This window comes from Pseudomonas sp. K2I15 (genome assembly GCF_002204795.1).
Lineage (GTDB): Bacteria > Pseudomonadota > Gammaproteobacteria > Pseudomonadales > Pseudomonadaceae > Aquipseudomonas.
In genome coordinates, this window is sequence record NZ_NIXO01000014.1 from 1 (window position 1) to 23537 (window position 23537).

General features: G+C 61.1%; 20 protein-coding genes and 1 other RNA gene. 3 read left to right on the forward strand and 18 right to left on the reverse strand.

Features of this window, described 5'->3' with window-relative positions:
* Window positions 1-1483: diguanylate cyclase (locus tag CEC48_RS11225; protein ID WP_141099666.1), on the forward strand; the 1483-nt coding region annotated here is incomplete at its 5' end.
* Between the two features lie 109 nt (window positions 1484-1592).
* Here CEC48_RS11225 and lpxC read toward each other — a convergent pair.
* The 18 genes from lpxC to rsmI form a co-directional block, all read right to left on the reverse strand.
* Entirely contained in the window at window positions 1593-2504 is a 912-nt protein-coding gene (gene lpxC / locus CEC48_RS11230) for a UDP-3-O-acyl-N-acetylglucosamine deacetylase (RefSeq protein ID WP_003216227.1), read from the reverse strand.
* A gap of 112 nt (window positions 2505-2616) precedes the next feature.
* Window positions 2617-3813 carry a cell division protein FtsZ gene (ftsZ, locus tag CEC48_RS11235; RefSeq protein ID WP_003216225.1) on the reverse strand — a complete coding sequence of 399 codons (1197 nt, stop codon included), beginning with the start codon at window positions 3811-3813 and terminating at the stop codon, window positions 2617-2619.
* Between the two features lie 66 nt (window positions 3814-3879).
* Complete coding sequence (ftsA, locus tag CEC48_RS11240) at window positions 3880-5142, reverse strand: cell division protein FtsA (RefSeq protein WP_088423798.1); 1263 nt, start codon at window positions 5140-5142, stop codon at window positions 3880-3882.
* 15 nt (window positions 5143-5157) lie between these two features.
* The gene (locus tag CEC48_RS11245; RefSeq protein WP_088423799.1) at window positions 5158-6024 is read right to left on the reverse strand and encodes a cell division protein FtsQ/DivIB; all 867 of its coding nucleotides are present in this window, start codon (window positions 6022-6024) and stop codon (window positions 5158-5160) included.
* 4 nt (window positions 6025-6028) lie between these two features.
* On the reverse strand, window positions 6029-6985 hold the full coding sequence (locus CEC48_RS11250) for a D-alanine--D-alanine ligase (protein ID WP_010170475.1): 957 nt from the start codon (window positions 6983-6985) through the stop codon (window positions 6029-6031).
* The gene (gene murC / locus CEC48_RS11255) at window positions 6982-8427 is read right to left on the reverse strand and encodes a UDP-N-acetylmuramate--L-alanine ligase (protein WP_003216219.1); all 1446 of its coding nucleotides are present in this window, start codon (window positions 8425-8427) and stop codon (window positions 6982-6984) included. Before murC ends, CEC48_RS11250 begins: the two co-directional genes overlap by 4 nt.
* A complete protein-coding gene (gene murG / locus CEC48_RS11260; protein WP_088423800.1) occupies window positions 8420-9490 on the reverse strand; it encodes an undecaprenyldiphospho-muramoylpentapeptide beta-N-acetylglucosaminyltransferase in 1071 nt (356 codons plus the stop codon). The genes murC and murG overlap by 8 nt, the downstream gene beginning before the upstream one ends.
* Window positions 9480-10703: a putative lipid II flippase FtsW gene (gene ftsW / locus CEC48_RS11265; protein ID WP_088423801.1), complete on the reverse strand. Its 1224-nt coding sequence runs from the start codon at window positions 10701-10703 to the stop codon at window positions 9480-9482. Before ftsW ends, murG begins: the two co-directional genes overlap by 11 nt.
* Window positions 10700-12046 (reverse strand): UDP-N-acetylmuramoyl-L-alanine--D-glutamate ligase, encoded by a 1347-nt coding sequence (gene murD, locus CEC48_RS11270; protein ID WP_088423802.1) that lies wholly within the window; start codon window positions 12044-12046, stop codon window positions 10700-10702. The genes ftsW and murD overlap by 4 nt, the downstream gene beginning before the upstream one ends.
* A gap of 6 nt (window positions 12047-12052) precedes the next feature.
* Window positions 12053-13135, reverse strand: a complete 1083-nt coding sequence (mraY, locus tag CEC48_RS11275) for a phospho-N-acetylmuramoyl-pentapeptide-transferase (protein WP_088423803.1) — start codon at window positions 13133-13135, stop codon at window positions 12053-12055.
* The gene (murF, locus tag CEC48_RS11280) at window positions 13135-14505 is read right to left on the reverse strand and encodes a UDP-N-acetylmuramoyl-tripeptide--D-alanyl-D-alanine ligase (RefSeq protein ID WP_088423804.1); all 1371 of its coding nucleotides are present in this window, start codon (window positions 14503-14505) and stop codon (window positions 13135-13137) included. The genes mraY and murF overlap by 1 nt, the downstream gene beginning before the upstream one ends.
* On the reverse strand, window positions 14498-15961 hold the full coding sequence (locus CEC48_RS11285) for a UDP-N-acetylmuramoyl-L-alanyl-D-glutamate--2,6-diaminopimelate ligase (RefSeq protein ID WP_088423805.1): 1464 nt from the start codon (window positions 15959-15961) through the stop codon (window positions 14498-14500). Before CEC48_RS11285 ends, murF begins: the two co-directional genes overlap by 8 nt.
* Complete coding sequence (locus CEC48_RS11290) at window positions 15961-17703, reverse strand: penicillin-binding protein 2 (protein WP_176438705.1); 1743 nt, start codon at window positions 17701-17703, stop codon at window positions 15961-15963. The genes CEC48_RS11285 and CEC48_RS11290 overlap by 1 nt, the downstream gene beginning before the upstream one ends.
* Window positions 17703-17996, reverse strand: a complete 294-nt coding sequence (gene ftsL, locus CEC48_RS11295; protein ID WP_016974244.1) for a cell division protein FtsL — start codon at window positions 17994-17996, stop codon at window positions 17703-17705. Before ftsL ends, CEC48_RS11290 begins: the two co-directional genes overlap by 1 nt.
* Window positions 17993-18940, reverse strand: coding sequence for a 16S rRNA (cytosine(1402)-N(4))-methyltransferase RsmH (gene rsmH, locus CEC48_RS11300; protein WP_371917760.1), 948 nt, complete (start codon window positions 18938-18940; stop codon window positions 17993-17995). The genes ftsL and rsmH overlap by 4 nt, the downstream gene beginning before the upstream one ends.
* Window positions 18937-19392, reverse strand: a complete 456-nt coding sequence (gene mraZ / locus CEC48_RS11305; RefSeq protein WP_003171868.1) for a division/cell wall cluster transcriptional repressor MraZ — start codon at window positions 19390-19392, stop codon at window positions 18937-18939. The genes rsmH and mraZ overlap by 4 nt, the downstream gene beginning before the upstream one ends.
* A gap of 354 nt (window positions 19393-19746) precedes the next feature.
* An RNA gene (gene rnpB / locus CEC48_RS11310) (RNase P RNA component class A) lies at window positions 19747-20100 on the reverse strand.
* Between the two features lie 95 nt (window positions 20101-20195).
* Window positions 20196-21068, reverse strand: a complete 873-nt coding sequence (gene rsmI / locus CEC48_RS11315) for a 16S rRNA (cytidine(1402)-2'-O)-methyltransferase (RefSeq protein WP_088423883.1) — start codon at window positions 21066-21068, stop codon at window positions 20196-20198.
* Between the two features lie 209 nt (window positions 21069-21277).
* Here rsmI and CEC48_RS11320 point away from each other — a divergent pair, with 209 nt between their 5' ends.
* Together CEC48_RS11320 and CEC48_RS11325 are read left to right on the forward strand one after the other, a co-directional pair.
* Window positions 21278-23089, forward strand: a complete 1812-nt coding sequence (locus CEC48_RS11320; protein ID WP_088423807.1) for a penicillin-binding protein activator — start codon at window positions 21278-21280, stop codon at window positions 23087-23089.
* Window positions 23089-23460: a YraN family protein gene (locus CEC48_RS11325; protein ID WP_088423808.1), complete on the forward strand. Its 372-nt coding sequence runs from the start codon at window positions 23089-23091 to the stop codon at window positions 23458-23460. The genes CEC48_RS11320 and CEC48_RS11325 overlap by 1 nt, the downstream gene beginning before the upstream one ends.
* Window positions 23461-23537: the final 77 nt, after the last annotated feature.

Genomic DNA, 23537 nt, shown 5'->3' on the forward strand with positions numbered 1-23537 from the left:
GCCCCGCCCTACCCACCGTCCGGAGCTGCTGCTGATACTCGGCAGTTGCGTCACGGTGTTGCTGATCATGTCGGTGGTGGCCGTGTTGCTGATTCGCGAACACGCCAACACGTTGCAGGCGGCGCAGCGCACGGCCAGTAACATCACCCAACTGATCGACGCGGACGTGCTGCGCAATGTCGAGCTGTACGACTTGTCGATCAAAGGCCTGATTGCGGCCACCGAACGCACTGATTTGGCCGGTGTATCGGCCAGCATCCGCCATCTGGTGCTGTTCGACCGCTCGGAAGCCGCGCCGTACAAGGGCGATATCCTGCTGCTGGACAAGAACGGCGAGGTGATTGCCGACTCCTCGCTGCTGACCCCTATCGCTGCCAACTTCGCCGACCGCGACTATTTTCAGGCCCATCGGCAAAACCCCGACCTGGGCCTGTTTATCAGCCGGCCGTTCATGGCGCGCTGCGTGTGTGACGACCAATGGCGCATTGCGTTCAGCCGCCGGGTTTCCGGGCCTGACGGGCGATTCCTCGGGGTTGCCGTGGCCTCCATGCGCCTGTCGTATTTCCAGCAACTGTTCCGAAGCCTGAATATCGGCAACGACAGCACCATCAACCTGATTAACCAGCAGGGCATTCTGCTGGCCCAACAGCCGTTGCTGGAACGGGACATGATCGACAAGGACCTCAGCCAGCGCCCAAACGTCGCGCGCATCCTGCACGACCGTGACGGCAGCTTTCGTGGCACCTCCAGTGTGGATGAGGAAAAACGCCTCTACACCTTCTCGACTGTGGGGGATTTACCGCTGGTCGTCGTCGTAGGCTTGTCGACAGAGGAAATATTCGCGCCCTGGAAGCGCGCGGCGCTGGCGATCAGCGGTGCCACCGGGATTTTATGCATCGGCCTGCTGTGGTTGACATGGATGCTCTGCATGGAACTGCGCAGGCGCCACCGCGCCGAGCAGGTGCTGTCAGAACTGGCAGCCACCGACGCGCTCACCGGCCTGGCCAACCGCCGCACCCTCGACCAGCGCCTGCGCCTGGAATGGGACCGCGCGCAGCGTTCAGGCGAGCCGTTGACGGTGCTGATGATCGATGTGGACCACTTCAAGGCCTTCAACGACCGGCATGGCCATCAAGGCGGCGACGAGGCGTTGCGCACCGTGGCGCAGGTGGTCGAGGGCAACATCCGCCGCCCCGCCGACCTCGCCGCCCGCTATGGCGGTGAGGAGTTTGCGGTGGTGCTGCCGCATACCGACAGCCAGGGTGCGTTGTTGATTGCTGAACATATCCGCAGCAGCGTTGAGCATCTGCCAAGGGTGGGCGGGGATGCGGTGCCGATTACCGTCAGCATAGGCCTGAGTACCTGGACCAAGAACAGTCGCACCACGCTGGAAGATTTGCTGCTCAGCGCCGACCAGGCCCTGTACGAAGCCAAGCACACCGGGCGTAATCGCATTGTTGATGCGTCCGCTTTAAAGGCGTGACGCGGAGCGTCACAGGCGGCGTTCCCACGCAGAGCGTAGGGAACAATCAGCCATAAAAAAAGGCCACCCAAAGGCAGCCTTTAAAAACAAAAGGAAAGAGAGTTGTTACTTACACCGCCGCGACGGGACGCATGTAAGAGATCGGTGCGGTGCTGGCATCTTCGAAGGTCACGACTTCCCAGGCATCTGTCTGTGCAATCAGCTTGCGCAGCAGTTGGTTGTTCAGGGCGTGGCCCGACTTGAAGCCTTTGAACTCGCCTATCAGGCTATTGCCCAGCAGGTAGAGGTCACCGATTGCATCGAGGATCTTGTGCTTCACGAATTCGTCTTCATAGCGAAGGCCGTCTTCGTTCAGTACACCATCCGCGTCGACCACAATGGCGTTTTCAACGCTGCCGCCGAGTGCGAGGTTGTGCTTGCGCAGGTACTCGATGTCACTCATGAAACCAAAGGTACGGGCGCGGCTGACTTCTTTTACGAACGAAGTACTGGAAAAATCCACGCTTGCACTTTGGGTGCGGTCACGGAATACCGGGTGATCGAAATCGATCTCAAAGCTCACTTTAAAGCCTTCGAACGGGACGAAGGTGGCGCGCTTGTCGCCGTCTTCTACTGTCACTTCCCGCAGAATGCGAATGAACTTCTTGGCTGCGTCCTGTTCTTCCAGGCCGGCAGATTGAATCAAGAATACGAAGGGTCCGGCGCTGCCATCCATGATTGGGACTTCGGACGCGGAGAGCTCGACGTAGGCGTTATCGATGCCCAGACCGGCCATGGCCGAGAGCAAGTGCTCCACCGTGTCCACTTTGACGTCACCGTTGACCAACGTGGTCGACATTGTGGTTTCGCCAACATTTTCCGCGCGAGCAGGAATCTGCACCACAGGGTCCAGGTCGGCACGAACAAACACGATGCCGGTGTCGACAGGTGCGGGCTTGAGGGTCAGGTATACCTTCTCCCCGGAGTGCAGACCTACACCTGTGGCACGGATAATATTCTTCAGGGTGCGTTGCTTAATCATGGCTTGGACCGCTTCAGCGCAAATTGCGAACTGGTATCAACAAAGGCTGGCGATAATAGCAGACCAGACCTTTGCTGAACACCAATCACCTTCATAGCCCTGATACATTCCATTAATCGGCCTGACGACGCAGGAAAGCCGGGATGTCCAGGTAGTCCAGGTCATCTTGCGGATTCGGGCTACGGGACGCAGCAGCACCGGCCTGAGCCTGGTTGCGCATCACGGTCGGACGATCCAGGTCACGATAGTTAACAGACGGCAGTTCCTGGCGCGAAGGCGCTGGAGCGGCAGCTTGCTGGCTGGCGTGGCTGGTATGGACGGTGTTGTCGATCACCTTTACAGGCTTCTCGATTTTTGCACCCAGGCCGGTAGCAACAACGGTCACGTGCAGTTCGTCGCGCATGTCTGGATCGATAACAGTACCGACCTTGACCATGGCGTGCTCGGAAGCGAAGGCTTCGATGATGCTACCCACGTCGGAGTACTCACCCAGGGACAGGTCAGGACCGGCGGTGATGTTCACCAGGATGCCGCGTGCGCCTTGCAGGTTCACGTCTTCCAGCAGCGGGTTGCGGATGGCCGCTTCAGTGGCTTCACGTGCACGGTTCGGACCGCTGGCGCAGCCAGTGCCCATCATCGCCATGCCCATTTCGCTCATCACGGTACGTACGTCGGCAAAGTCGACGTTGATCATGCCCGGACGCTTGATGATGTCGGAGATACCGCGAACGGCACCGGCCAGTACATCGTCAGCCTTGGCGAAAGCCGACAGCAAGCTGGCGTCCTTACCGAGGATGGTCAGCAGCTTCTCGTTGGGAATGGTGATCAACGAGTCGACGCTTTCGGACAGCAGACGGATGCCTTCATCGGCGATCTGCATGCGCTTGCGACCTTCGAACGGGAATGGACGGGTCACGACGGCAACCGTCAGGATCCCCATTTCCTTGGCCACTTCGGCAATGATCGGCGCAGCACCGGTACCGGTACCACCGCCCATGCCTGTGGTGATGAACACCATGTTGGTGCCTTGCAGCACTTCAGCAATGCGCTCGCGGTCTTCCAGGGCGGCTTGACGGCCGACTTCCGGATTCGCGCCGGCACCCAGGCCCTTGGTCACGGCTGTGCCCAATTGCAGGATGGTGCGTGCACCGATGCTTTTCAGGGCCTGGGCGTCAGTGTTGGCGCAGATGAATTCAACGCCTTCAATGTTGCTTTTGACCATGTGGTTGACAGCGTTGCCGCCGCCACCGCCGACGCCGATCACTTTGATGACCGGGCTTGCGGGGATGTTGTCTACGAGTTCGAACATTTTCCCTCTCCTTTCATTTCTCTAGTTTTTTCGCCTACTACTTTGAAGCGGTGTTGCGGTAAATCTTTAGAAATTGCCCTTGACCCAAGCCTGCAACCGCTCGAACAACGGCGCTTTCGCTTCGTCGTCGCTTCTGTAGCTGTCGCGGTTGCTCGGGCCCGACAAGGAAATGCCGTCGGTCTGCTTTTGCAGCCCGTACAACAGCAAGCCCACACCGGTGGAATAAATCGGGTTGCGCACCACGTCGCCCAGGCCCTTGACGCCATGGGGCACGCCCAGACGCACAGGCATGTGGAAGATTTCCTCGGCCAACTCGACCGCGCCTTCCATCTTCGAGGTGCCACCGGTCAGCACGATGCCGGCCGGGATCAAATCTTCGTAGCCGCTGCGGCGCAGTTCAGCCTGGATCAGGGTGAACAGTTCGTCGTAGCGCGGCTCGACCACTTCGGCCAACGCCTGGCGCGACAGTTCGCGCGGTGGGCGGTCGCCCACGCTCGGCACCTTGATGGTTTCGCCGGCACCGGCCAGCTTGGCCAGGGCGCAGGCGTAACGGATCTTGATTTCTTCGGCGTACTGGGTCGGTGTGCGCAACGCCATGGCGATGTCGTTGGTCACCTGGTCACCGGCAATCGGGATCACGGCGGTGTGACGGATCGCACCCTCGGTGAAGATCGCGATGTCCGTCGTGCCGCCGCCGATGTCCACCAGGCACACGCCCAGTTCTTTTTCGTCGTCGGTCAGTACCGAGTACGCCGACGCCAACTGCTCCAGAATGATGTCGTCGATTTCCAGGCCGCAGCGGCGCACGCATTTTTCAATGTTCTGTGCAGCGTTGACCGCGCAGGTCACCACGTGAACCTTGGCTTCCAGACGTACGCCCGACATGCCCAGGGGCTCGCGGACGCCTTCCTGGTTATCGATCACGTAGTCCTGCGGCAGGGTATGCAGCACGCGTTGGTCAGCCGGGATCGCCACGGCTTGCGCGGCGTCGAGTACCCGCTCCAGGTCAGCGGCGCTGACTTCGCGGTCGCGAATCGCCACGATGCCGTGGGAATTCAGGCTGCGGATGTGGTTGCCGGCAACGCCGACAAATGCCGAATGAATCCGGCAACCGGCCATCAGCTGCGCTTCTTCGATGGCGCGCTGGATCGATTGCACGGTGGACTCAATATTCACCACCACGCCCTTCTTCAGGCCCCGGGACGGATGCGTGCCGATTCCGACGATTTCCAGCGTACCGTCGTCCGCGACCTCGCCTACCAGCGCCACCACCTTGGAGGTGCCGATATCCAGACCGACGATCATTTTGCCGCTTTGCACGTTTGCCATGGGTCCTGCCTCTTCTTAATTCTTCGCGACAGCAGGTTGCGCTGCCGTGGGCGCCGCAGGGGCCCGCCAGCCGACGGCAAGGCCGTTGGCGTAACGCAGGTCGATGCTCGCAATGTTCGTAATCTGTTCTTTCAAGGTCTTTTCATAGATGGCGATAAAACGGCGCATCTTTTCCACCAGGTTGCCGCGTCCCAGCAGCAACTCGATACCCGGGCCGGAACTGCCTGCACCCGTGGTCAAAAACCAGCTGCCTCGCTCACGCAATTCCAGTCGCGCAATCGAGAAACCCAATGGCCGCAGCATCTGGCTCAACGCCTGGTACTGCTGCATCACTTGCTGTTGCGCCCGTTGCGGCCCGAACAACTGCGGCAGATGCTCGTAGTTGGCCAGCTCACGCGGGTTGAAGGCCTGGCCCTGGTTATTCAACAGCGCTTCGTTGCCCCAACGGGCCACGGGCAGTTGCTCTTCCAGGCGAATCGTTACCTGGTCCGGCCACACCCGACGCACTTCGGCGTGGGCAATCCACGGCATCTGTTCCAACTCGGAACGCATCCCGGCCAGGTCGATGGTGAAAAAGCTCGCCGACAAGTACGGGGTGATGCGCTGCTGCACGGCTTCCGGGCTGATATAGCTCAAGTCACCCTGCACGCTGATCTTGGCGATCGGCCGGTCGGCATACGGCAACAGGCGCTGGGCGCCTTCATACGTACCAAAACCCAACACCACCAGAATCACCGGCCAGAACAGCGCCTTGAGAAAACCAAAATTGGCTTTCGGCATGCGCGCCGACATCGGCTCTTTAGCCACCATCCGGCTGGCACCACGCGGTACCGGCTTGCGGCCGGGAGCGGGTGGCTGATGACGAAGCGATGCGCCGTTCATGGTCTTAGCCTCGAGGCTCAATGCTTGCGGCCAGGATCGCCAGCACCAACTGCTGGAAATCCAAACCGGCTGCACGAGCGGCCATAGGTACCAGGCTGTGGTCGGTCATCCCGGGTGCGGTGTTGACTTCAAGGAACCAGAAATTCCCTTGGTCATCCTGCATCACGTCTGCCCGTGCCCAACCGGCAATACCCAGCGCCTCACAGGCTTTCGCCGTGAGGTCCATCAGTTCCTGTTCCTTGGTTGCATCGAGGCCGCACGGGATCCGGTACTGGGTATCGGAAGCCACGTACTTGGCGTCGTAGTCGTAAAAGGTGTGGGGCGTGCCCAATGCGATAGGCGGTAATACCTGGCCACGCAGAGTAGCGATGGTGAACTCGGGACCTTGAATCCACTGTTCCACCAACACTTGCGAATCGTAGGTACTGGCCGCTTTCCATGCGTCAATCAATTCGGCGGCTGAGTTCACTTTAGCCATGCCGATACTGGAGCCTTCATGGGCTGGTTTGACGATCAAAGGCAGGCCCAGTTCCTTGGCTGCAGAAATACAATCGTCTTCGCTGCACAGCACGCTGTGACGCGGGGTCGGAATACCCAGGCTGTGCCACACCTGTTTGGTGCGCAACTTGTCCATGGCCAGCGCCGACGCCAGGATGCCGCTGCCGGTGTACGGAATGCCCAGGCACTCCAGCAGGCCCTGCATGCTGCCGTCTTCACCGCCACGGCCGTGAAGAATGATGAAGGCGCGGTCGATCTTCTCGGCCTGCAGACGCGACAGGAAGTCATCGCCCACGTCGATGCCGAACGCATTCACGCCTGCGCTCTGCAGCGCTTCCAGTACGGCATTGCCGGACTTCAGCGACACTTCACGCTCAGCGCTCTTGCCACCGAACAGCACCGCAACCCGGCCGAAGTCGGCAGGTTGGATCGTGGAGAACAACGAGCCGTAGTCAGTGGTCATTTCGACTTCCCCTGAGCAGCGGCGAAGAGCGGGCTTGCCAGCAATTTAGGGGCGAGGCCGCCGATGTCACCAGCACCCTGGCACAGCAGGATGTCGCCGGCACGCAGCAGCGGCTTGACGATGGGCGCAAGGTCCACACCACGCTCGATGTAGATCGGGTCCAACTGGCCGCGTTGACGGATGCTGTTGCACAGCTTGCGGCTGTCGGCACCCGGGATCGGCTCTTCACCGGCCGGATAGACTTCCATCAGCAGCAACACGTTGGCGTCAGCCAGTACATTGACGAAGTCGTCGTACAGGTCGCGGGTACGGCTGTAGCGGTGCGGCTGGTACACCATCACCAGGCGGCGCTCCGGCCAGCCACCGCGTACGGCCTTGATCACCGCAGCGACTTCGGTCGGGTGGTGACCGTAGTCGTCCACCAGCATCACATTGCCGCCGTCTACCGGCAGTTCGCCGTAGACCTGGAAGCGACGGCCCACACCGGCAAAACCCGACAGGCCTTCCACGATGGCTTCATCGCTGACGCCTTCGTCGGAGGCGATGCAGATGGTCGCCAGGGAGTTGAGTACGTTGTGGTTGCCCGGCATGTTCACCGAGACATCCAGCGGCTCGCGGTCAGGGCGCAGCACCGTGAAAAAGGTCTGCATGCCCTGCTGGCGCACATTGATTGCGCGCACGTCGCAGTCTTCGCTGAAGCCGTAGGTCACGGTCGGACGCTTGACCAGCGGCAGGATTTCGCGCACCACCGGGTCGTCCAGGCATACCACGGCCAAACCGTAGAACGGCAGGTTGTGCAGGAATTCGACGAAGGTTTTCTTCAGTTTGTTGAAGTCACCGTCGTAGGTCGCCATGTGGTCGGCGTCGATGTTGGTCACCACAGCCACCAGCGGTTGCAGGTGCAGGAAGCTGGCGTCGCTTTCATCGGCTTCGGCGATCAGGTAACGGCTGGTACCGAGCTGTGCATTGGTGCCGGCTGCATTCAGGCGGCCACCGATCACAAACGTAGGGTCCAGGCCACCGGCCGCGAACACCGAGGCGATCAGGCTGGTGGTGGTGGTCTTGCCGTGGGTACCGGCGACGGCGATGCCGTGGCGGTAGCGCATCAGTTCGGCCAGCATTTCGGCACGCGGCACGACAGGAATGCGGCGTTCAAGGGCGGTGGCCACTTCCGGGTTGGAAGTGTTCACGGCACTGGAGACCACCAGCACGTCGGCTTCGGCAGCGTTCTCGGCACGGTGGCCGATAAAGATTTTTGCGCCAAACGATTCCAGGCGCTCGGTGACCGGCGACATTTTCAGGTCGGAGCCAGACACCTGGTAACCCAGGTTCAGCAACACTTCGGCGATGCCGCACATGCCCACGCCGCCGATACCCACGAAGTGGATGCGACGGATGCGGCGCATTTCCGGTTGTGGCATGGCTTTCTGATTCTCAACCATGGGCCACCTCCAGGCAGATATCGACCACGGTGCGGGTTGCATCAGGTTTGGCCAGGCGGCTTGCGGTGCTCGCCATGCTGTTCAGTCGTTCCGGTTGCATCAAAACCTCGGTCAGGCGTGCGGCCAAATCGGCGGCGCCAGTCGTTCTTTGCGGCAGCAGGAAGGCAGCGCCCTCCCCGGCCAAATATTCGGCGTTGCGGGTCTGGTGATCGTCGATCGCGTGGGGCAAAGGCACCAGCAAGGACGGCAGACCGGCGGCGGCCAGTTCACTGACGGTCAACGCACCTGCGCGACAGACCACCAGGTCGGCCCAGCCATAGGCTTGGGCCATGTCTTTGATGAAGGGCTGCACATTCGCCTCTACACCGGCATCGCGGTAGCGCGTGGCGGTCACTTCATCGTGGTTCTTGCCGGCCTGATGGAAGATCTCGGGGCGCAGTTCCTCGGGGAGTTGCGCCACCGCTTCAGGCAGCAATTTGTTCAACGGTTCGGCACCCAGGCTTCCGCCCAGGATCAACAGGTGCGCCTTGCGACCGGCCAACGGCTGGCGTGCGATGTCCATGAACAGTTCGGTACGCACCGGGTTGCCAGTGGTGCGCAGCTTGTCCGCTGCACCGAAGGTCTTCGGGAAGGCCTCGCACACCCGGGCAGCCAATGGCACCAACAGGCGGTTTGCGGTGCCGGCCACGGCGTTCTGCTCGTGGACGATCACCGGCACGCCGGCAAGTTTTGCCGCGACACCACCAGGGCCGGTTACGTAACCACCAAAGCCGAGCACGCAGACCGGCTTCACTTCGCGGATCACCTTGCGCGCTTGCCACACCGCCTTGAGCAACACGAACGGCGCCTTGAGCAGGGACAATTTGCCCTTGCCACGCAAGCCGGTGACGTTGATCAAATGCAGCGGCAAGCCGGCATTCGGTACCAAATCATTTTCGATGCCACGGGGCGTGCCGAGCCAATGCACGGTGTAGCCGCGGTTCTGGAACTCGCGGGCGCAGGCCAGCGCCGGGAACACATGGCCACCGGTGCCGCCCGCCATGATCAGCACGTTAGCGCCCATGGTTCGGCTCCTCGGCGAAGTCGCTTTCGCTGAACTCCATCTCTTCGCTGCCCAGGTGGGTTCGACTCTCCCACTCGATGCGCAGCAATAACCCGAGACAGACGCAGCAAATCACCAACGAACTGCCGCCGTAACTGAGGAACGGCAAGGTCAGGCCCTTGGTCGGCAGCAGACCGACGTTCACCCCGATGTTGATCAGGAACTGGCCGATCCACAGGAACGCCAGGCCGTACGCGACGTAGGCCGCAAAGAACTGTTTGGCTTTCTCGGCCCACAAGCCGATGTACATCGCCCGCACGCAGACGAATACGAACAGCGCGACGGTGCACAGCGAACCGACCACGCCCAGTTCTTCGGCGAGTACCGAGAACACGAAGTCGGTGTGGGCTTCCGGCAGGTAGAACTGCTTCTGCACACTGTTGCCCAGGCCCACACCCAGCCATTCGCCGCGACCGAAGGCGATCAGCGCCTGGGTCAACTGGTAACCGGAACCGAACTGATCGGACCACGGGTCGGTAAAGGTAATCAGGCGGGCCATCCGGTAGGGTTGCGCCTGCACCAGAATCGTCACCGCTGCCACCGCCAACACCACCATCAAGGTGAAGCGGAACAGGCCCACGCCACCGAGGAACAGCATCGCCGCGGCGGCCCCCATCATTACGACAGTGGCACCGAAGTCCGGCTCCATCAGCAACAGGCCGGCCATGGGCAGCAACACGATGAACGGCTTGAAGAAGCCCATCCAGCTTTCACGCACTTCTTTCTGGCGCCGCACCAGGTAACCGGCGAGGTAGATCACCACGAACACTTTGGCGATTTCCGACGGCTGCACGTTGAACGCGCCGAAGCCGATCCAGCGCATCGAACCGTTCACCTCACGGCCGATGCCGGGCAGGATCACCATGATCAGCAGGCCGAAAGCACCCACCAGCATCAGCCAGCCCAGGCGCTGCCAGGTGGCGATCGGGATCATCATGGTGACGATGCACGCACCCAGGCCAATCACCAGGTACACCAGGTGGCGGATCATCATGTAAAGGGTGTTGCCCGACTGCACGGCGGCCACTTCCGAGGACGCCGAGGTGATCATCACCAGGCCCAGGCCCAACAGCGCGAGGCAACCGGCGAGCATCGGGAAATCCAGGTCGATACCGCGCCCGGTAATGATCGGCGACGGGTACGGCTTGATGATGTTCCGAAAATTGATACTCATGCCAAGGCCTCCACGGCGCGGGCGAACAGCTTGCCGCGCTCTTCGTAGTTCTTGAACATGTCGAAACTGGCGCAGGCAGGCGACAGCAGCACCACATCACCCGGCTGGGCCAGGGCTTTGGATTGGGCGATGGCGTCGTCCAGAGATTGCGCGCGCACCTGCGGTACGGCGTCGCCCAGGGCATCGGCGATCAAGCCGGAATCACGGCCCATCAACACCACGGCGCGGCAGTTGGCCGCGACCGGCCCTTTAAGGTCCTTGAAGTCGGCGCCCTTGCCGTCGCCACCGGCGATCAGCACGACCTTGCCTTGAATATCAGCACCCAAACCTTCGATGGCAGCGAGTGCCGCACCGACGTTGGTGGCCTTGGAATCGTTGTAGTAGCCGACGCCATCCAGCTCGCGAACCCACTGGCAGCGATGCTCAAGCCCGGCGAAGGTGCGCAGGGCCGACAGCATGGCGTCGAACGGCAAGCCAACCGCGTGCCCGAGGGCCAGCGCCGCCAGGGCATTGGCCTGGTTGTGGGCACCACGCATTTTCAGCTCGCGCACCGGCATCAGGTTCTGGAATTCGAAGGCCAGGTATTTCTCGCCGTTCTCTTCCCGAAGACCGAAGGCCTTGAAGTCAGGCTTGTTCAGGCCAAAGGTCCAGCACGGCAAACCTTCGCCGATCAGTGGACGGCTCAGGGCATCCTGACGGTTCACCACCACTTGCCGCGCGCCACGGAAGATCCGGTGCTTGGCCAGGTGATACGCCGGCAGGCCGCTGTAGCGGTCCATGTGGTCTTCGCTGACGTTCAGCACGGTGGCCACTTCAGCGTTGAGCTGGTCGGTGGTTTCCAGCTGGAAGCTCGACAGCTCCATCACGTACAGCTCGACGTCGTCGCTGAGCAGGTCCAGCGCCGGAGTACCGAGGTTGCCGCCCACTGCCACGCGCTTGCCGGCCGCAGTTGCCATTTCGCCCACCAGGGTGGTCACGGTGCTTTTTGCGTTGGAACCGCTGATGGCCACGATCGGCGCCTTCGCGTTACGCGCGAACAGCTCGATGTCGCCGGACAATTTCACGCCACGGGCCGCAGCCGCTTGCAGGGCCGGGGTCGCCAGCGCCAGGCCGGGGCTCACGTAGAGCTCGTCGGCACGGCACAGAAACTCGACATCCAGCTCGCCACAACGCACTTCCACATGCGGGTAGTCACGGCGCAGCGTGACCAGCTCCGGTGGATTTTCCCGCGTATCGGCCACAGCAAACGACGTGCCCCGGTTCGCCAGGAAGCGAACCAGGGACATGCCGCTCTTGCCGAGGCCGACAACGATGCGGAAGTGGTCTGAAGCGATCAGGGACACTCGTTTCTACCTCAGTTTCAGGGTGGCAAGGCCGACCAGCACCAGAATCACGGTGATAATCCAGAAACGGACAATCACTCGCGGCTCCGGCCAGCCCTTGAGTTCAAAGTGGTGGTGAATCGGCGCCATGCGAAACACGCGGCGCCCGGTCAATTTGAAGGAGGCAACCTGGATCACCACCGACAGGGTTTCCATCACGAACACACCACCCATGATGAACAGGACGATTTCCTGACGGACGATCACCGCAATGGTGCCAAGGGCCGCGCCCAGCGCCAGTGCGCCGACGTCGCCCATGAAGACTTGTGCCGGGTAGGTGTTGAACCACAGGAAGCCCAGGCCGGCACCGATCAACGCGCCGCAGAACACAATCAGTTCGCCTGCGCCCGGTACATACGGGATCAACAGGTATTCAGCGAATTTCACGTTACCCGACAAGTAGCAGAAGATGCCGAGCGCGCCGCCCACCATCACCGTCGGCATGATCGCCAGGCCGTCGAGGCCGTCGGTCAGGTTGACCGCGTTGCTGGAGCCGACGATCACGAAGTAGGTGAGTACCACGAAGCCAACACCCAGCGGGATGCTGGCGTCCTTGAGCATCGGGATGATCAGGGTGGTCTCGACCGCGCTTGGCGCAGTCGTATAAAGGAAGATTGCCGCCGCCAGGCCGAACACCGACTGCCAGAAATACTTCCAGCGGCTTGGCAGCCCCTTGGAGTTCTTCTCGATCACCTTGCGGTAGTCATCCACCCAGCCGATGGCACCGAACAGCAGGGTTACCAGCAGCACGGTCCAGACATAGCGGTTATGCAGGTCAGCCCACAGCAGCGTACTGATGCCGATGGACGACAGGATCAGCGCACCGCCCATGGTCGGAGTGCCGGACTTGGACAGGTGCGACTGCGGGCCGTCGTTGCGCACGGACTGGCCGATCTGCAGGTTTTGCAGGGTACGGATCATCCATGGCCCGAGGAACAGCGACAACGACAGCGCGGTCAGCACACCCAGAATCCCGCGCAGGGTCAGGTACTGAAAGACCGCGAAGCCTTTGTGGAACTGTTGCATATACTCAGCCAGCAGCAGCAGCATTAATGTTTCTCCGTACTTGAGCCACACAAGGCCGCGACGACGTTTTCCATCACCGCGCTGCGCGATCCCTTGATCAAAATAGTGGTGTGTTTGTCTTGTTCAGCCGCGCTCAGCGCCTGGATCAGTTCGGCCTGGCTGGTGAAATGCCTGGCGCCCGGCCCGAAGGTGTCCACGGCGTGAAGCATGTTCGGGCCAACGGCGTATAGAGCATCAACCTTGCCAGCGGCATACACGCCGACTTCACGGTGAGACTGTTCGGCCCACTCGCCCAATTCGGCGATATCCCCCAGCACCAGCACCGTGCGACCGTCGAAACGGGTCAGCAGGTCGATGGCGGCACAGATCGACGATTGGTTGGCGTTGTAGGTGTCATCAATCACGCGCATGCCGTTGCTGGCCAGTTGCGCGACGGTGCGGCCCTTGACCGGTTGCACCGCGCCAAGGCCGGTGGCGATGCCAAACAACGACACGCCCAACACATGGGCGGCAGCGGCGGCGGCCAGGGCGTTGGCGACGTTGTGATTGCCCAGCAGGTTTAGCTGTACGTGCTCATCACCTTGCGGGGTGTGCAGGGTGAAGGCCGGGCAGCCACGAGCGTCGACCGTAATATTCGAGGCATGGAAATCGGCCGCGGCGTTGTGCACCGCGAAGCTCAAAACCTTGCGACCGGCGGCACGTACACGCCAGGTTTCAAAAGCTTTGTCGTCGAGGTTCAGCACCGCAGTGCCGGATGCGTCGAGGCCTTCGAGGATTTCACCCTTGGCTTGGACGATCTTTTCAGGGCCGCCAAACTCGCCAACGTGGGCGGTACCGGCGTTGTTGATCACCGCGACGTGAGGCTTGGTCATCGCCACGGTGTAAGCGATTTCGCCGATGCGCGAAGCCCCCAACTCGATCACGGCCGCGGTGTGTTCCGGGGCCAGTTCGAGCAGGGTCAGCGGAGCGCCGAAGTCATTGTTCAGGTTACCGCGAGTCGCCAGCACCGGGCCGCGCGTGCGCAGAATGCCGGCCAGCAATTCTTTAACGGTGGTTTTACCGCTGGAACCAGTGATCGCCGCAACGGGCTTGATGAAGGCAGCACGGTTCAGCGCACCCAGTTGGCCGAGGGCCAGGCGGGTGTCGGCTACCAGCAACTGCGGCAGCGTCGAGTCAGCGACTTCGCGCTGCACCAAAGCACCTGCAGCGCCTTTGGCGGCCACGTCATTCAGGTAGTTATGGCCATCAAAACTCGGGCCGGCCAAGGCAACAAACAGTTGCCCAGGCTTGATCGTCCGGCTGTCGATGCTCACACCGTCAAAGCTGCAATCGGCCGACAAAACGCGGGCTGACAAAGCTTGAGCAAGTTCGCTGAACTTGAGCGCCTTAAGCATGGGCCACCTCCCACGCGGTCAGGGCGTGATCGGCCTCGACCAGATCGGAGAAGGCGTGGCGTTCGCCGTTGATTTCCTGGTAGTCCTCGTGGCCTTTACCGGCCAGCACCACCACGTCGTCAGCGCTGGCGCTGGCGATCAATTGGGCGATGGCTGTACCGCGACCGGCAACGAAAGTGACCTTGGACACGTCTTTAAAGCCGACACGGATGTCGTCGAAAATCTGGCTTGGGTCTTCGCTGCGCGGGTTGTCGTCGGTGACGAGCACACCATCGGCCAGGCGCTCGACGATTTCAGCCATCAACGGACGCTTGCCGCGATCGCGGTCACCGCCACAGCCGAACAGGCACAGCAACTTGCCCTTGGCGTGGGGACGCAGGGCCTGCAGGATTTTTTCCAGGGCGTCTGGCGTGTGGGCGTAGTCGACCACCACCAGCGGCTGGGTGCCGCCGCCGAGACGCTGCATGCGGCCGGCAGGGCCTTCGAGCTTCGGCAGCACGCGCAGGATTTCGTCGAGGGCGTAATCCAGGCCGAGCAAGGCGCCCACGGCAGCCAATACGTTGCTCAGGTTGAAACGCCCGAGCAAGGTGCTGCGCAAATGGTGCTCGCCCTGCGGCGTTACCAAGGTGGCGCGCACGCCTTCGTCATCAAACGTGGCTTCACGGCAATACAGATAGGCGCTGGAATCTTCCAGGCTATAGCTGATCAGGCGGCCATCACCTTTGGCGGCGGCCAACTGGCGACCGAATTCATCGTCCAGGTTGACCACGCGGCACTTCAGGTCATTCCAGGCAAACAGCCGGGCCTTGGTGGCGGCGTACGCCTCCATGGTGCCGTGGTAATCCAGGTGATCGCGGGACAGGTTGGTCATCACCGCCACGTCGAACGCCAGGGCAGTCACGCGGCCCTGGTCCAGACCGTGTGAGGAGACTTCCATGGCAACCGCCTTGGCACCGGCCTTTTTCAGGTCGGCCAGGGTCGCCTGCACGGCAATCGGGTTAGGCGTGGTGTGCAGGCCGCTTTGCAGTGCGCCGTAGAAACCGGTGCCCAGGGTGCCGACGATGCCGCAATGCTGGCCCAGCAGGTCAAGCGCCTGCGCGACCAATTGGGTCACGCTGGTCTTGCCGTTGGTGCCGGTCACGCCCACCAGGTTCAGGTTGCGGCTCGGGTCGCCATAAAAGCGCCCGGCGATGTCCGACAGCTGCGCCGCCAGGCCCTTGACCGGAATCAATGGCACGTCGGTGATCGGCAGCACGGTGGCACCTTCCACTTCATAAGCCACTGCCGCGGCGCCGCGCTTCAGCGCGTCGGCGATATGGTCACGCCCGTCGAACTTGCCACCCGGCACTGCCAGGAACAGGTCACCGGCACGCACGTTACGGCTGTCCAGGGTCAACTCGCGAATCAGCAAATCGCGGCCAGCGTGGGCAAAAATCTTATTCAGGCTAAGAGACATCAGCCGCGCCCTCCATTGGCTTTTACAGCAGCGGCCGGCGGTCCGGCGTTCGCTTGTTGGGTAGCGGGCAGGTTGTCCGGCGTGATGTTCATCAGGCGCAACGTCCCGGACATCACCTTGCTGAACACCGGCGCCGATACCAGGCCACCGAAGTAGCCGGCTTTGCTCGGCTCATCGATAACCACGACGATGGCGTAACGCGGATCGCTCATCGGGCCGAAGCCTGCGAACAGCGAGCGGTAGGAGTTTTCGGCGTAGCCCTTGGTGCCCACGGCGGTTTTACGCGCGGTACCGGACTTGCCCGCCACGTGATACGCCGGCACCTGGGCACGGAATACGCCGCGCGGTGCTTCGATCACTTGTTGCAGCATGCCTTGCATGGTCTTGGCGACGTTTTCCGGGATCACCTGGGTCGCAGGCGGAGCCTCGTCCAGGTGGATCAGGCTCAGCGGTACCATGCGGCCGTTGTTGGCCAGTACCGAGAAGGCGTGGGCCAGCTGGATGGCGGTCACCGACAGGCCATAGCCGTAGGACAGTGTTGCAGTCTCGGCCTTTTTCCAGTCGCGGTAGTTCGGTAGGTTGCCCACACGCTCGCCCGGGAAGTCGAGGCCGGTGGGTTGCCCCAGGCCGACTTTTTGCGCGAGGTGGTAGATCGCTTCGCCGCCGATATCGAAGGCGACTTTACTCATGCCCACGTTACTGGAGTTGATCAGGATACCTGTCAAATCCAGCACCGGACCTTCGGTGCGCGATACGTCACGAATGGTGTATTTGCCCAACTGCAGGGTGCCCGGGTAAACCTCGACCTTGTCGGCTGGTTTCCAGCGCCCGGTTTCGAGGGCGGCACTCATGGAGATGGCTTTCATGGTCGAACCCGGCTCGAACACATCGATCATGGCGCGGTTGCGCATCATCGCCGGTTGCAGGTTGCGACGGTTGTTAGGGTTGTAGGTCGGCTGGTTGACCATGGCGAGAATCTCGCCGGTCTTCACGTCCATAATCACCAGGCTGCCGGCTTTCGCGCCGTTCTCGATGATGGCGTTACGCAGCTCACGGTTGGCCAGATATTGCAGGCGCAGGTCAATCGACAACGCCAAGGGCTTACCGGCCTTGGCGTTTTTGGTGACCTGGACATCTTTGATCAGTCTGCCGCGCCGATCCTTGATGACCTGTCGTTTGCCGGGAACCCCGGCCAGCCATTCGTCGTAGGCGAGTTCCACGCCTTCACGACCGTGATCATCAATGTCGGTGAAACCCACCATATGGGCAGTGGTTTCGCCGGCCGGGTAGAAACGCCGAAATTCCTCGATGCCGTAGACACCGGGGACTTTAAGGTCGAGCACTTGCTGGCCTTGTTCCGGGGTAAGCCCGCGAACCAGGTAGATAAATTCTTTATTGGCCTGGGCTTCGAGGCGCTCGCTCAGGGCTTTTGGGTCCTGGCCCAGGGCGGCAGCCAGCTCCGGCCATTTGTCCTTGGCGGTCTGCATTTCTTTGGCGTTGGCCCACAGGGTGGTCACCGGCGTACTGACGGCCAGAGGCTCGCCGTTACGGTCAGTGATCAGACCGCGGTGCGCAGGAATAGGTATGTGACGCAGGCTGCGGGCATTGCCCTCGCCGATCAGGAAATCACGGTCCACCACTTGCAGGTCGATAATCCGCCAGGCAATCGCGCCCACCATCAGTGCCAGCAACCCCAGCACGACACGGAAACGCCATGGGTAGAGTGCGCCCTCAAGTTTCATCATGGCGCCACCATGCGAACTTCTGCAGCGCCCGGGATGTGCATCTTCAGCTGTTCAGTAGCCAGCACTTCGATGCGGCTGTGGGCAGTCCAGGTGCTTTGCTCGAGGATCAACCGGCCCCACTCTGCCTGCGCCTTGTCGCGCACGCTCAATTCCCCGTACAGGGTGTTGAGCAGTTGACGGTTGTAGTGGGCGCTGTAGGACACCGCAATCGCGGACACCAGCACGCCAATAAACAACAGCAACATAAAGAAGCTGCCGCCCGGGAGGGGCTTGGCGAAAAGCTTGCTCACCGCAACTTCTCCGCAACACGCATCACAGCGCTACGGGCACGTGGGTTGGCCTTGAGTTCGGCTTCGGAAGCGAACTGCGCTTTGCCATGGATTTTGATTTTCGGCACAAAGGCTTCGTAACGTACCGGCAGGTTGCGCGGCAGGTTGTCGGATTCGCCCTTGACCAGACGACGCATGAACAATTTGACGATGCGGTCTTCCAGGGAGTGGAAGCTGATCACCACCAGGCGACCGCCCACTTCCAGCGCTTCCAAAGCGGCTTCGAGGCCGGCTTCCAGATCGCCCAATTCGTTGTTGACGTGAATGCGCAGGCCCTGGAATGCACGGGTCGCCGGGTTTTTGCCCTTTTCCCACGCGGGGTTGGCGACTTTCAGCACTTCAGCCAGGTCGGCGGTGCGTTCGAACGGCTGGATTTCCCGGCGTTCGACCACGGCACGTGCCATGCGGCCAGCGAAGCGCTCTTCGCCGTATTCCTTGAACACACGGGTGATTTCTTCGTGGGGCGCGGTGGCGATGAACTGCGCGGCACTGACGCCACGGCTGGGGTCCATGCGCATGTCCAGCGGGCCGTCGTTCATGAAACTGAAGCCGCGCTCAGGGTCGTCCAGCTGCGGCGAAGACACACCCAGGTCCAGCAGAACCCCGGCCACCTTGCCTGCCATGCCACGTTCGGCGACTTCTGCGCCGAGCTCGGCAAAGCTGCGCTGCACAACGACAAAGCGGCCGTCTTCGGCCGCTAGCGCTTGCCCGGTGGCAATCGCTTGAGGGTCTTTGTCGAACCCGAGGAGCTTACCGTCCGAACCCAGCTGGCTGAGTATCAGCCGACTGTGCCCACCCCTGCCGAAGGTGCCATCCAGATAGCAGCCATCCGCGCGTACGGCGAGAGCCTCAACGGCTTCGTCAAGCAGTACGGTGATGTGGTTAAAGCCGCTATCAATAGTCACAGGATCAAATCACGCAGTTCATCAGGCATGGCGCCCGGTTGTTGAATAGCAGCCAGGTCAGCTGCAGAAACAGCATCCCAGGCATCTTCGTCCCACAATTGGAACTTGTTCAGTTGGCCTACCAGCATTGCGCGCTTGTCGAGCTTGGCGTATTCGCGCAGACGCGGCGGAACCAGGAAACGACCACTGCCATCGAGTTCGAGGTCGACGGCATTACCAATCAGCAAACGTTGCAGGCGGCGGTTCTCTTCACGCAGAGAAGGCAGTGCACGCAACTTGGTTTCAATCAGTTCCCACTCGTCGAGTGGGTAAACACATAAGCAAGGGTCAACGGCATCAATGGTGATGATTAACTGTCCGGAACTTCGCGAAATGAGCTCGTCACGATACCGGCTCGGCATGGCGAGACGGCCTTTTGCATCGAGACTGATAGCGTTAGCTCCGCGAAACACAGATGCGTTTCTCCAAATTTTAGCGTTTTACGTTCAAAAAACCCACTTTGTGCCACTTTCCGCCACTTGCGCACACTATAGGAATGCGCCCACCACACCGTCAAGGCGCGGATTCAAGGAAAAGCCTTACAGAACGGAGATTTAGGAGAGTAAAGGGAGGAGAAACGAGAGTTCGACGGCGATTTTGACTCAACAACGCCAAATAGCTCAAAGAGCTAGGGCTTAAAGTTAAAGTAATTTATTAAGAGTAAGATTTTTTCGGTATTACGAAGACGCATCTGCCAATGATTCAGCAGGGAGGGATTCTCGCGTTACTACCTGATCCTGTCCGAGATTCGGACAGAAGGAAAAAAGGTGGAGAGTCGATCTGTAAGCCGGGTTCTGTCTTGAACAGTCATTCGTCTACGATGGCCATCACTGGACATCTTTAGCAACCTACCCGGTCCCAGCGCGGGCCACGCCTTGGGACCCTATTTGGTCTTGCTCCAAGTGGGGTTTACCTAGCCACGAACTGTTGCCAGTCGTGCGGTGCGCTCTTACCGCACCTTTTCACCCTTACCGGTACCGAAGTACTTAGGCGGTTATTTTCTGTGGCACTTTCCGTAGGCTCACGCCTCCCAGGCATTACCTGGCACTTCGCCCTATGGAGCCCGGACTTTCCTCCCCCCTCTAATTTTCATAGAAGGCAGCGACTGTCCAATCGACTCTCCGCCGCGCAGGTTAACGGCACGGCGGCGTTAGAACAAGTATTAAAAGACACTAATGCCATCATGTTCAGACGGAGTGCAGGTTAGAACCTGGAACTATTCGCCTTTTTGTTTATCCAGCGCCACTTGGTACAGCACGTTCTTGCGCAGGCCGGTAATTTCCGCCGCCAGGGCAGCGGCGCGCTTCAAGGGCATTTCCTTGAGCAGCAGATCAAGAATACGCATTGCTTCAGTGCCTACAGCATCTTCACTTTCCGGCGCCGACCAGCCGGCTACCAGCACCACGCACTCGCCGCGCTGCTGATTGCTGTCACCTTCGACAAACGCACGCAACTCTTGCAACGGCAGGCCCTTGAGGGTTTCGAAGGTCTTGGTGATTTCGCGCGCCAGCAGCGCCAGGCGGTCGCCGCCGAACACCAGCTCCATGTCTTGCAGGCACTCAAGGATGCGGTGCGGGGCTTCGTAAAAGATCAGCGTGCGTGGTTCTTCCTTCACCAGCTCCAGGCGCGCCCGGCGCCCGACAGCCTTGGCCGGCAGGAAGCCCTCAAAGATAAAGCGGTCCGAGGGCAAGCCGGCAGCCGACAATGCAGCAATCAGCGCGCACGCTCCCGGAACAGGCACTACATTGATACCTGCGGCCCGCGCCTGGCGAACCAAATGGTAGCCGGGGTCGGAAATCAGCGGCGTACCCGCATCCGAGATCAACGCCACATCATCGCCCGCCAACAAACGGGTGATGAAACGACTGCCTTCTTCGCGCTCGTTATGTTCGTGGCACGCTGCCAGGGGAGTCGGAATGCCAAAATGCTGCATCAACCGCTGGGAGTGCCGCGTGTCTTCGGCGGCGATCAATTTTACGTCGCGCAACACTTTCAGCGCCCGCGCACTGATGTCGTCCAGGTTGCCAATGGGCGTCGCCACGACAAAAAGCGAGCCTGCAGTGGAATTCAAAGGACCTGGAGCAGTCAAAGCGCACACCTCGATGATTGGCAAAAGCCATATTGTAGCGCGTAGACGCCTGGAAAATATGCCCTCCGGGCAGGCTCCATTTCAGCCATCTGCAGGCTCTTGCAACATTTACACGACCTAAATAGACGGTTTCACGCCAGTAACATCGCGCCCCGGCCAGTGCTTGGGTACAATTCCACGCTAATTTGATCGGTATCAGGAACACTTACATGATCGCTTGCCTGCGGCTGTTCTCTGCCCTCTGCCTCGCTGCCCTGTTGGCGGCTTGCGCCAGCTCGCCCTCGTCCAGCCTTGGCGACCTCCCCCGGACCCCGGATGCCAGCATCGAGCAACTGCTCGAACAGGCGACTTCGGCCAAGACTCCGGAAAAAGCCGCGCTGTTGCGCTTGAGTGCGGCGGACCTGGCGTTCCACCAAAACAACCCGGCCCGCTCGGCGCAGATCCTTGCGCAAGTGCCACTGGATGTACTGAAGCCGGCGGCGCAGGTGTTCGCCAGCACCCTGTCGGCTGAACTGGCGATGGCGCGCAACCAGCCCAAGGCAGCATTAACCGCCTTGAACCACCCGAGCCTGCAAAGCCTGAAGGAGCTGCCGCCTGAACAGCAGATCCGTACCGGCACCGTGCATGCCCGTGCTTATGAGGCGGACGGCCAGACCCTGGCCGCCGCTCGTGAGCGTGTCGCCATGGCCCCGCTGCTCAGTGGTGACGCTTACAACAGCAACCATGAAGCGATCTGGGTATTGATTGCCGCCCTGCCTGCCGAACAGCTGCAAGCCAGCGGCAACCCGACGCTGGACGGCTGGATCAGCCTGGCCCAGGCAGTCAAGAGCGCCGGCACCCTGGAGCAACAACAGGCCGCCATCGACACTTGGCGCGCACAGAACCCGGGCCACCCCGCCGCCTCGCAACTGCCGCAGCCGCTGACCAAGCTCAAGCAACTGGCCAGCCAGCCTCTGAACAAGATCGCCCTGCTGCTGCCGCAGGAAGGCCCGCTGGCCGGCGTCGCCAAAGCGCTGCGTGAAGGCTTCATGGCCGCGCACTACCAGGCTGAACAAGCCGGGCAGAAGCCGCCGGTGATCGAGTTCTACGACAGCTCGCGCCTGACCTCCATCGACGACTTCTACGCCAAGGCCCAGGCCGCTGGCGTGCAACTGGTGGTCGGCCCGCTGGAGAAACCGCTGGTCAAGCAACTCAGCGCACGCCCGCAACTGCCTATTACCACCCTGGCCCTGAACTACAGCGAAGCCGACCAGAACCCGGCGCAACTGTTCCAGTTCGGCCTGGCTGCTGAAGACGAAGCTCGCGAAGTGTCCCGTCGCGCCCGCGCCGACGGCCTGCACCGCGCCGCAGCCATGGTGCCGAAAGGCGAATGGGGCGAGCGTGTCTACAAAGCCTTCCGTCAGGATTGGGAAGCCAATGGCGGCACCGTGGTGGGTGTCGAGTACGTTGACCAGCCGGTAGCCCTGGCCCAGCAGATTGCCGACCTGTTCCAGTTGCGCAAAAGCGAAGGCCGCGCCAAGAGCTTGCAAAGCACGGTAGGTTCGGATGTTTCCGCACAGCCTTCGCGCCGCCAGGACATCGAGTTCATCTTCCTGGCCGTGACCCCGCAATTGGCCCAGCAGATCAAGCCGACCCTGAACTTCCAGTACGCCGGTGATGTGCCGGTGTATGCGACGTCCCACGTGTTCAGCGCCAGTGGCGACAAGAACCAGTACCTGGACATGACCAACGTCATGTTCTGCGAAACCCCTTGGCTCCTGAACACCACCGACCCGCTGCGCAACCAGGTCGCCGCCCAATGGCCACAAGCCAACGGTAGCCTCGGCCGCCTGTACGCGATGGGTGTTGATGCCTACCGCCTGGCGCCGCGCCTGGGGCAACTCAAGGCACTGCCGGATACCCGCGTTGACGGCCTCTCCGGTAGCCTGGGCATCAGTGCCAACCAACGCGTTGACCGCCAGATGCCGTGGGCGAAGTTCGTCAGCGGCGAGATCCAGCGCCTGCCTGATACCCCGCGCTGATGCCCGAGCGGTCAAGCGCACAAAGCGGCAAGGACGCCGAACTTCAAGCTCTCCAATACTTGCAACAACAGGGTCTGTGCCTCCTGGCGCAGAACTGGTTGTGCAAGCGCGGCGAGCTTGATCTGGTCATGCTTGACGGCGATACAGTAGTATTTGTCGAAGTCCGCTACAGAAAACACGCACAATGGGGTGGCGCGCTCGCCAGTATCGACAGGCGCAAGCGCCAGAAGCTGATACTCGCCGCGCAGTTTTTCCTGCTCAAGGAGCATCGCTGGGCCGATCACCCCTGCCGTTTCGATGTGGTTGCCATAGAAAGCACCCCCCGGGGCACAGCCGATCTGAACTGGCTGCAAGATGCCTTTGACAGCTGATTCGCCGGACATCTACACCGCACACTTTTGCTCTTTGCTTTGCGGGCTGCACATTCCTGTGCCAAACAGCCGCGCTA

What these genes read in the sequence shown, in the direction of transcription:
- CEC48_RS11245 (WP_088423799.1), bottom strand. Translation starts at nt 6,024, where the DNA reads ATGAACGGCGCATCGCTTCGTCATCAGCCACCCGCTCCCGGCCGCAAG.
- ftsW (WP_088423801.1), bottom strand. Translation starts at nt 10,703, where the DNA reads ATGAGTATCAATTTTCGGAACATCATCAAGCCGTACCCGTCGCCGATC.
- CEC48_RS11320 (WP_088423807.1), top strand. Translation starts at nt 21,278, where the DNA reads ATGATCGCTTGCCTGCGGCTGTTCTCTGCCCTCTGCCTCGCTGCCCTG.
- mraY (WP_088423803.1), bottom strand. Translation starts at nt 13,135, where the DNA reads ATGCTGCTGCTGCTGGCTGAGTATATGCAACAGTTCCACAAAGGCTTC.
- murF (WP_088423804.1), bottom strand. Translation starts at nt 14,505, where the DNA reads ATGCTTAAGGCGCTCAAGTTCAGCGAACTTGCTCAAGCTTTGTCAGCC.
- ftsA (WP_088423798.1), bottom strand. Translation starts at nt 5,142, where the DNA reads ATGGCAAACGTGCAAAGCGGCAAAATGATCGTCGGTCTGGATATCGGC.
- murG (WP_088423800.1), bottom strand. Translation starts at nt 9,490, where the DNA reads ATGGGCGCTAACGTGCTGATCATGGCGGGCGGCACCGGTGGCCATGTG.
- murC (WP_003216219.1), bottom strand. Translation starts at nt 8,427, where the DNA reads ATGGTTGAGAATCAGAAAGCCATGCCACAACCGGAAATGCGCCGCATC.
- CEC48_RS11290 (WP_176438705.1), bottom strand. Translation starts at nt 17,703, where the DNA reads ATGAAACTTGAGGGCGCACTCTACCCATGGCGTTTCCGTGTCGTGCTG.
- lpxC (WP_003216227.1), bottom strand. Translation starts at nt 2,504, where the DNA reads ATGATTAAGCAACGCACCCTGAAGAATATTATCCGTGCCACAGGTGTA.
- CEC48_RS11250 (WP_010170475.1), bottom strand. Translation starts at nt 6,985, where the DNA reads ATGACCACTGACTACGGCTCGTTGTTCTCCACGATCCAACCTGCCGAC.
- CEC48_RS11285 (WP_088423805.1), bottom strand. Translation starts at nt 15,961, where the DNA reads ATGTCTCTTAGCCTGAATAAGATTTTTGCCCACGCTGGCCGCGATTTG.
- ftsZ (WP_003216225.1), bottom strand. Translation starts at nt 3,813, where the DNA reads ATGTTCGAACTCGTAGACAACATCCCCGCAAGCCCGGTCATCAAAGTG.
- CEC48_RS11325 (WP_088423808.1), top strand. Translation starts at nt 23,089, where the DNA reads ATGCCCGAGCGGTCAAGCGCACAAAGCGGCAAGGACGCCGAACTTCAA.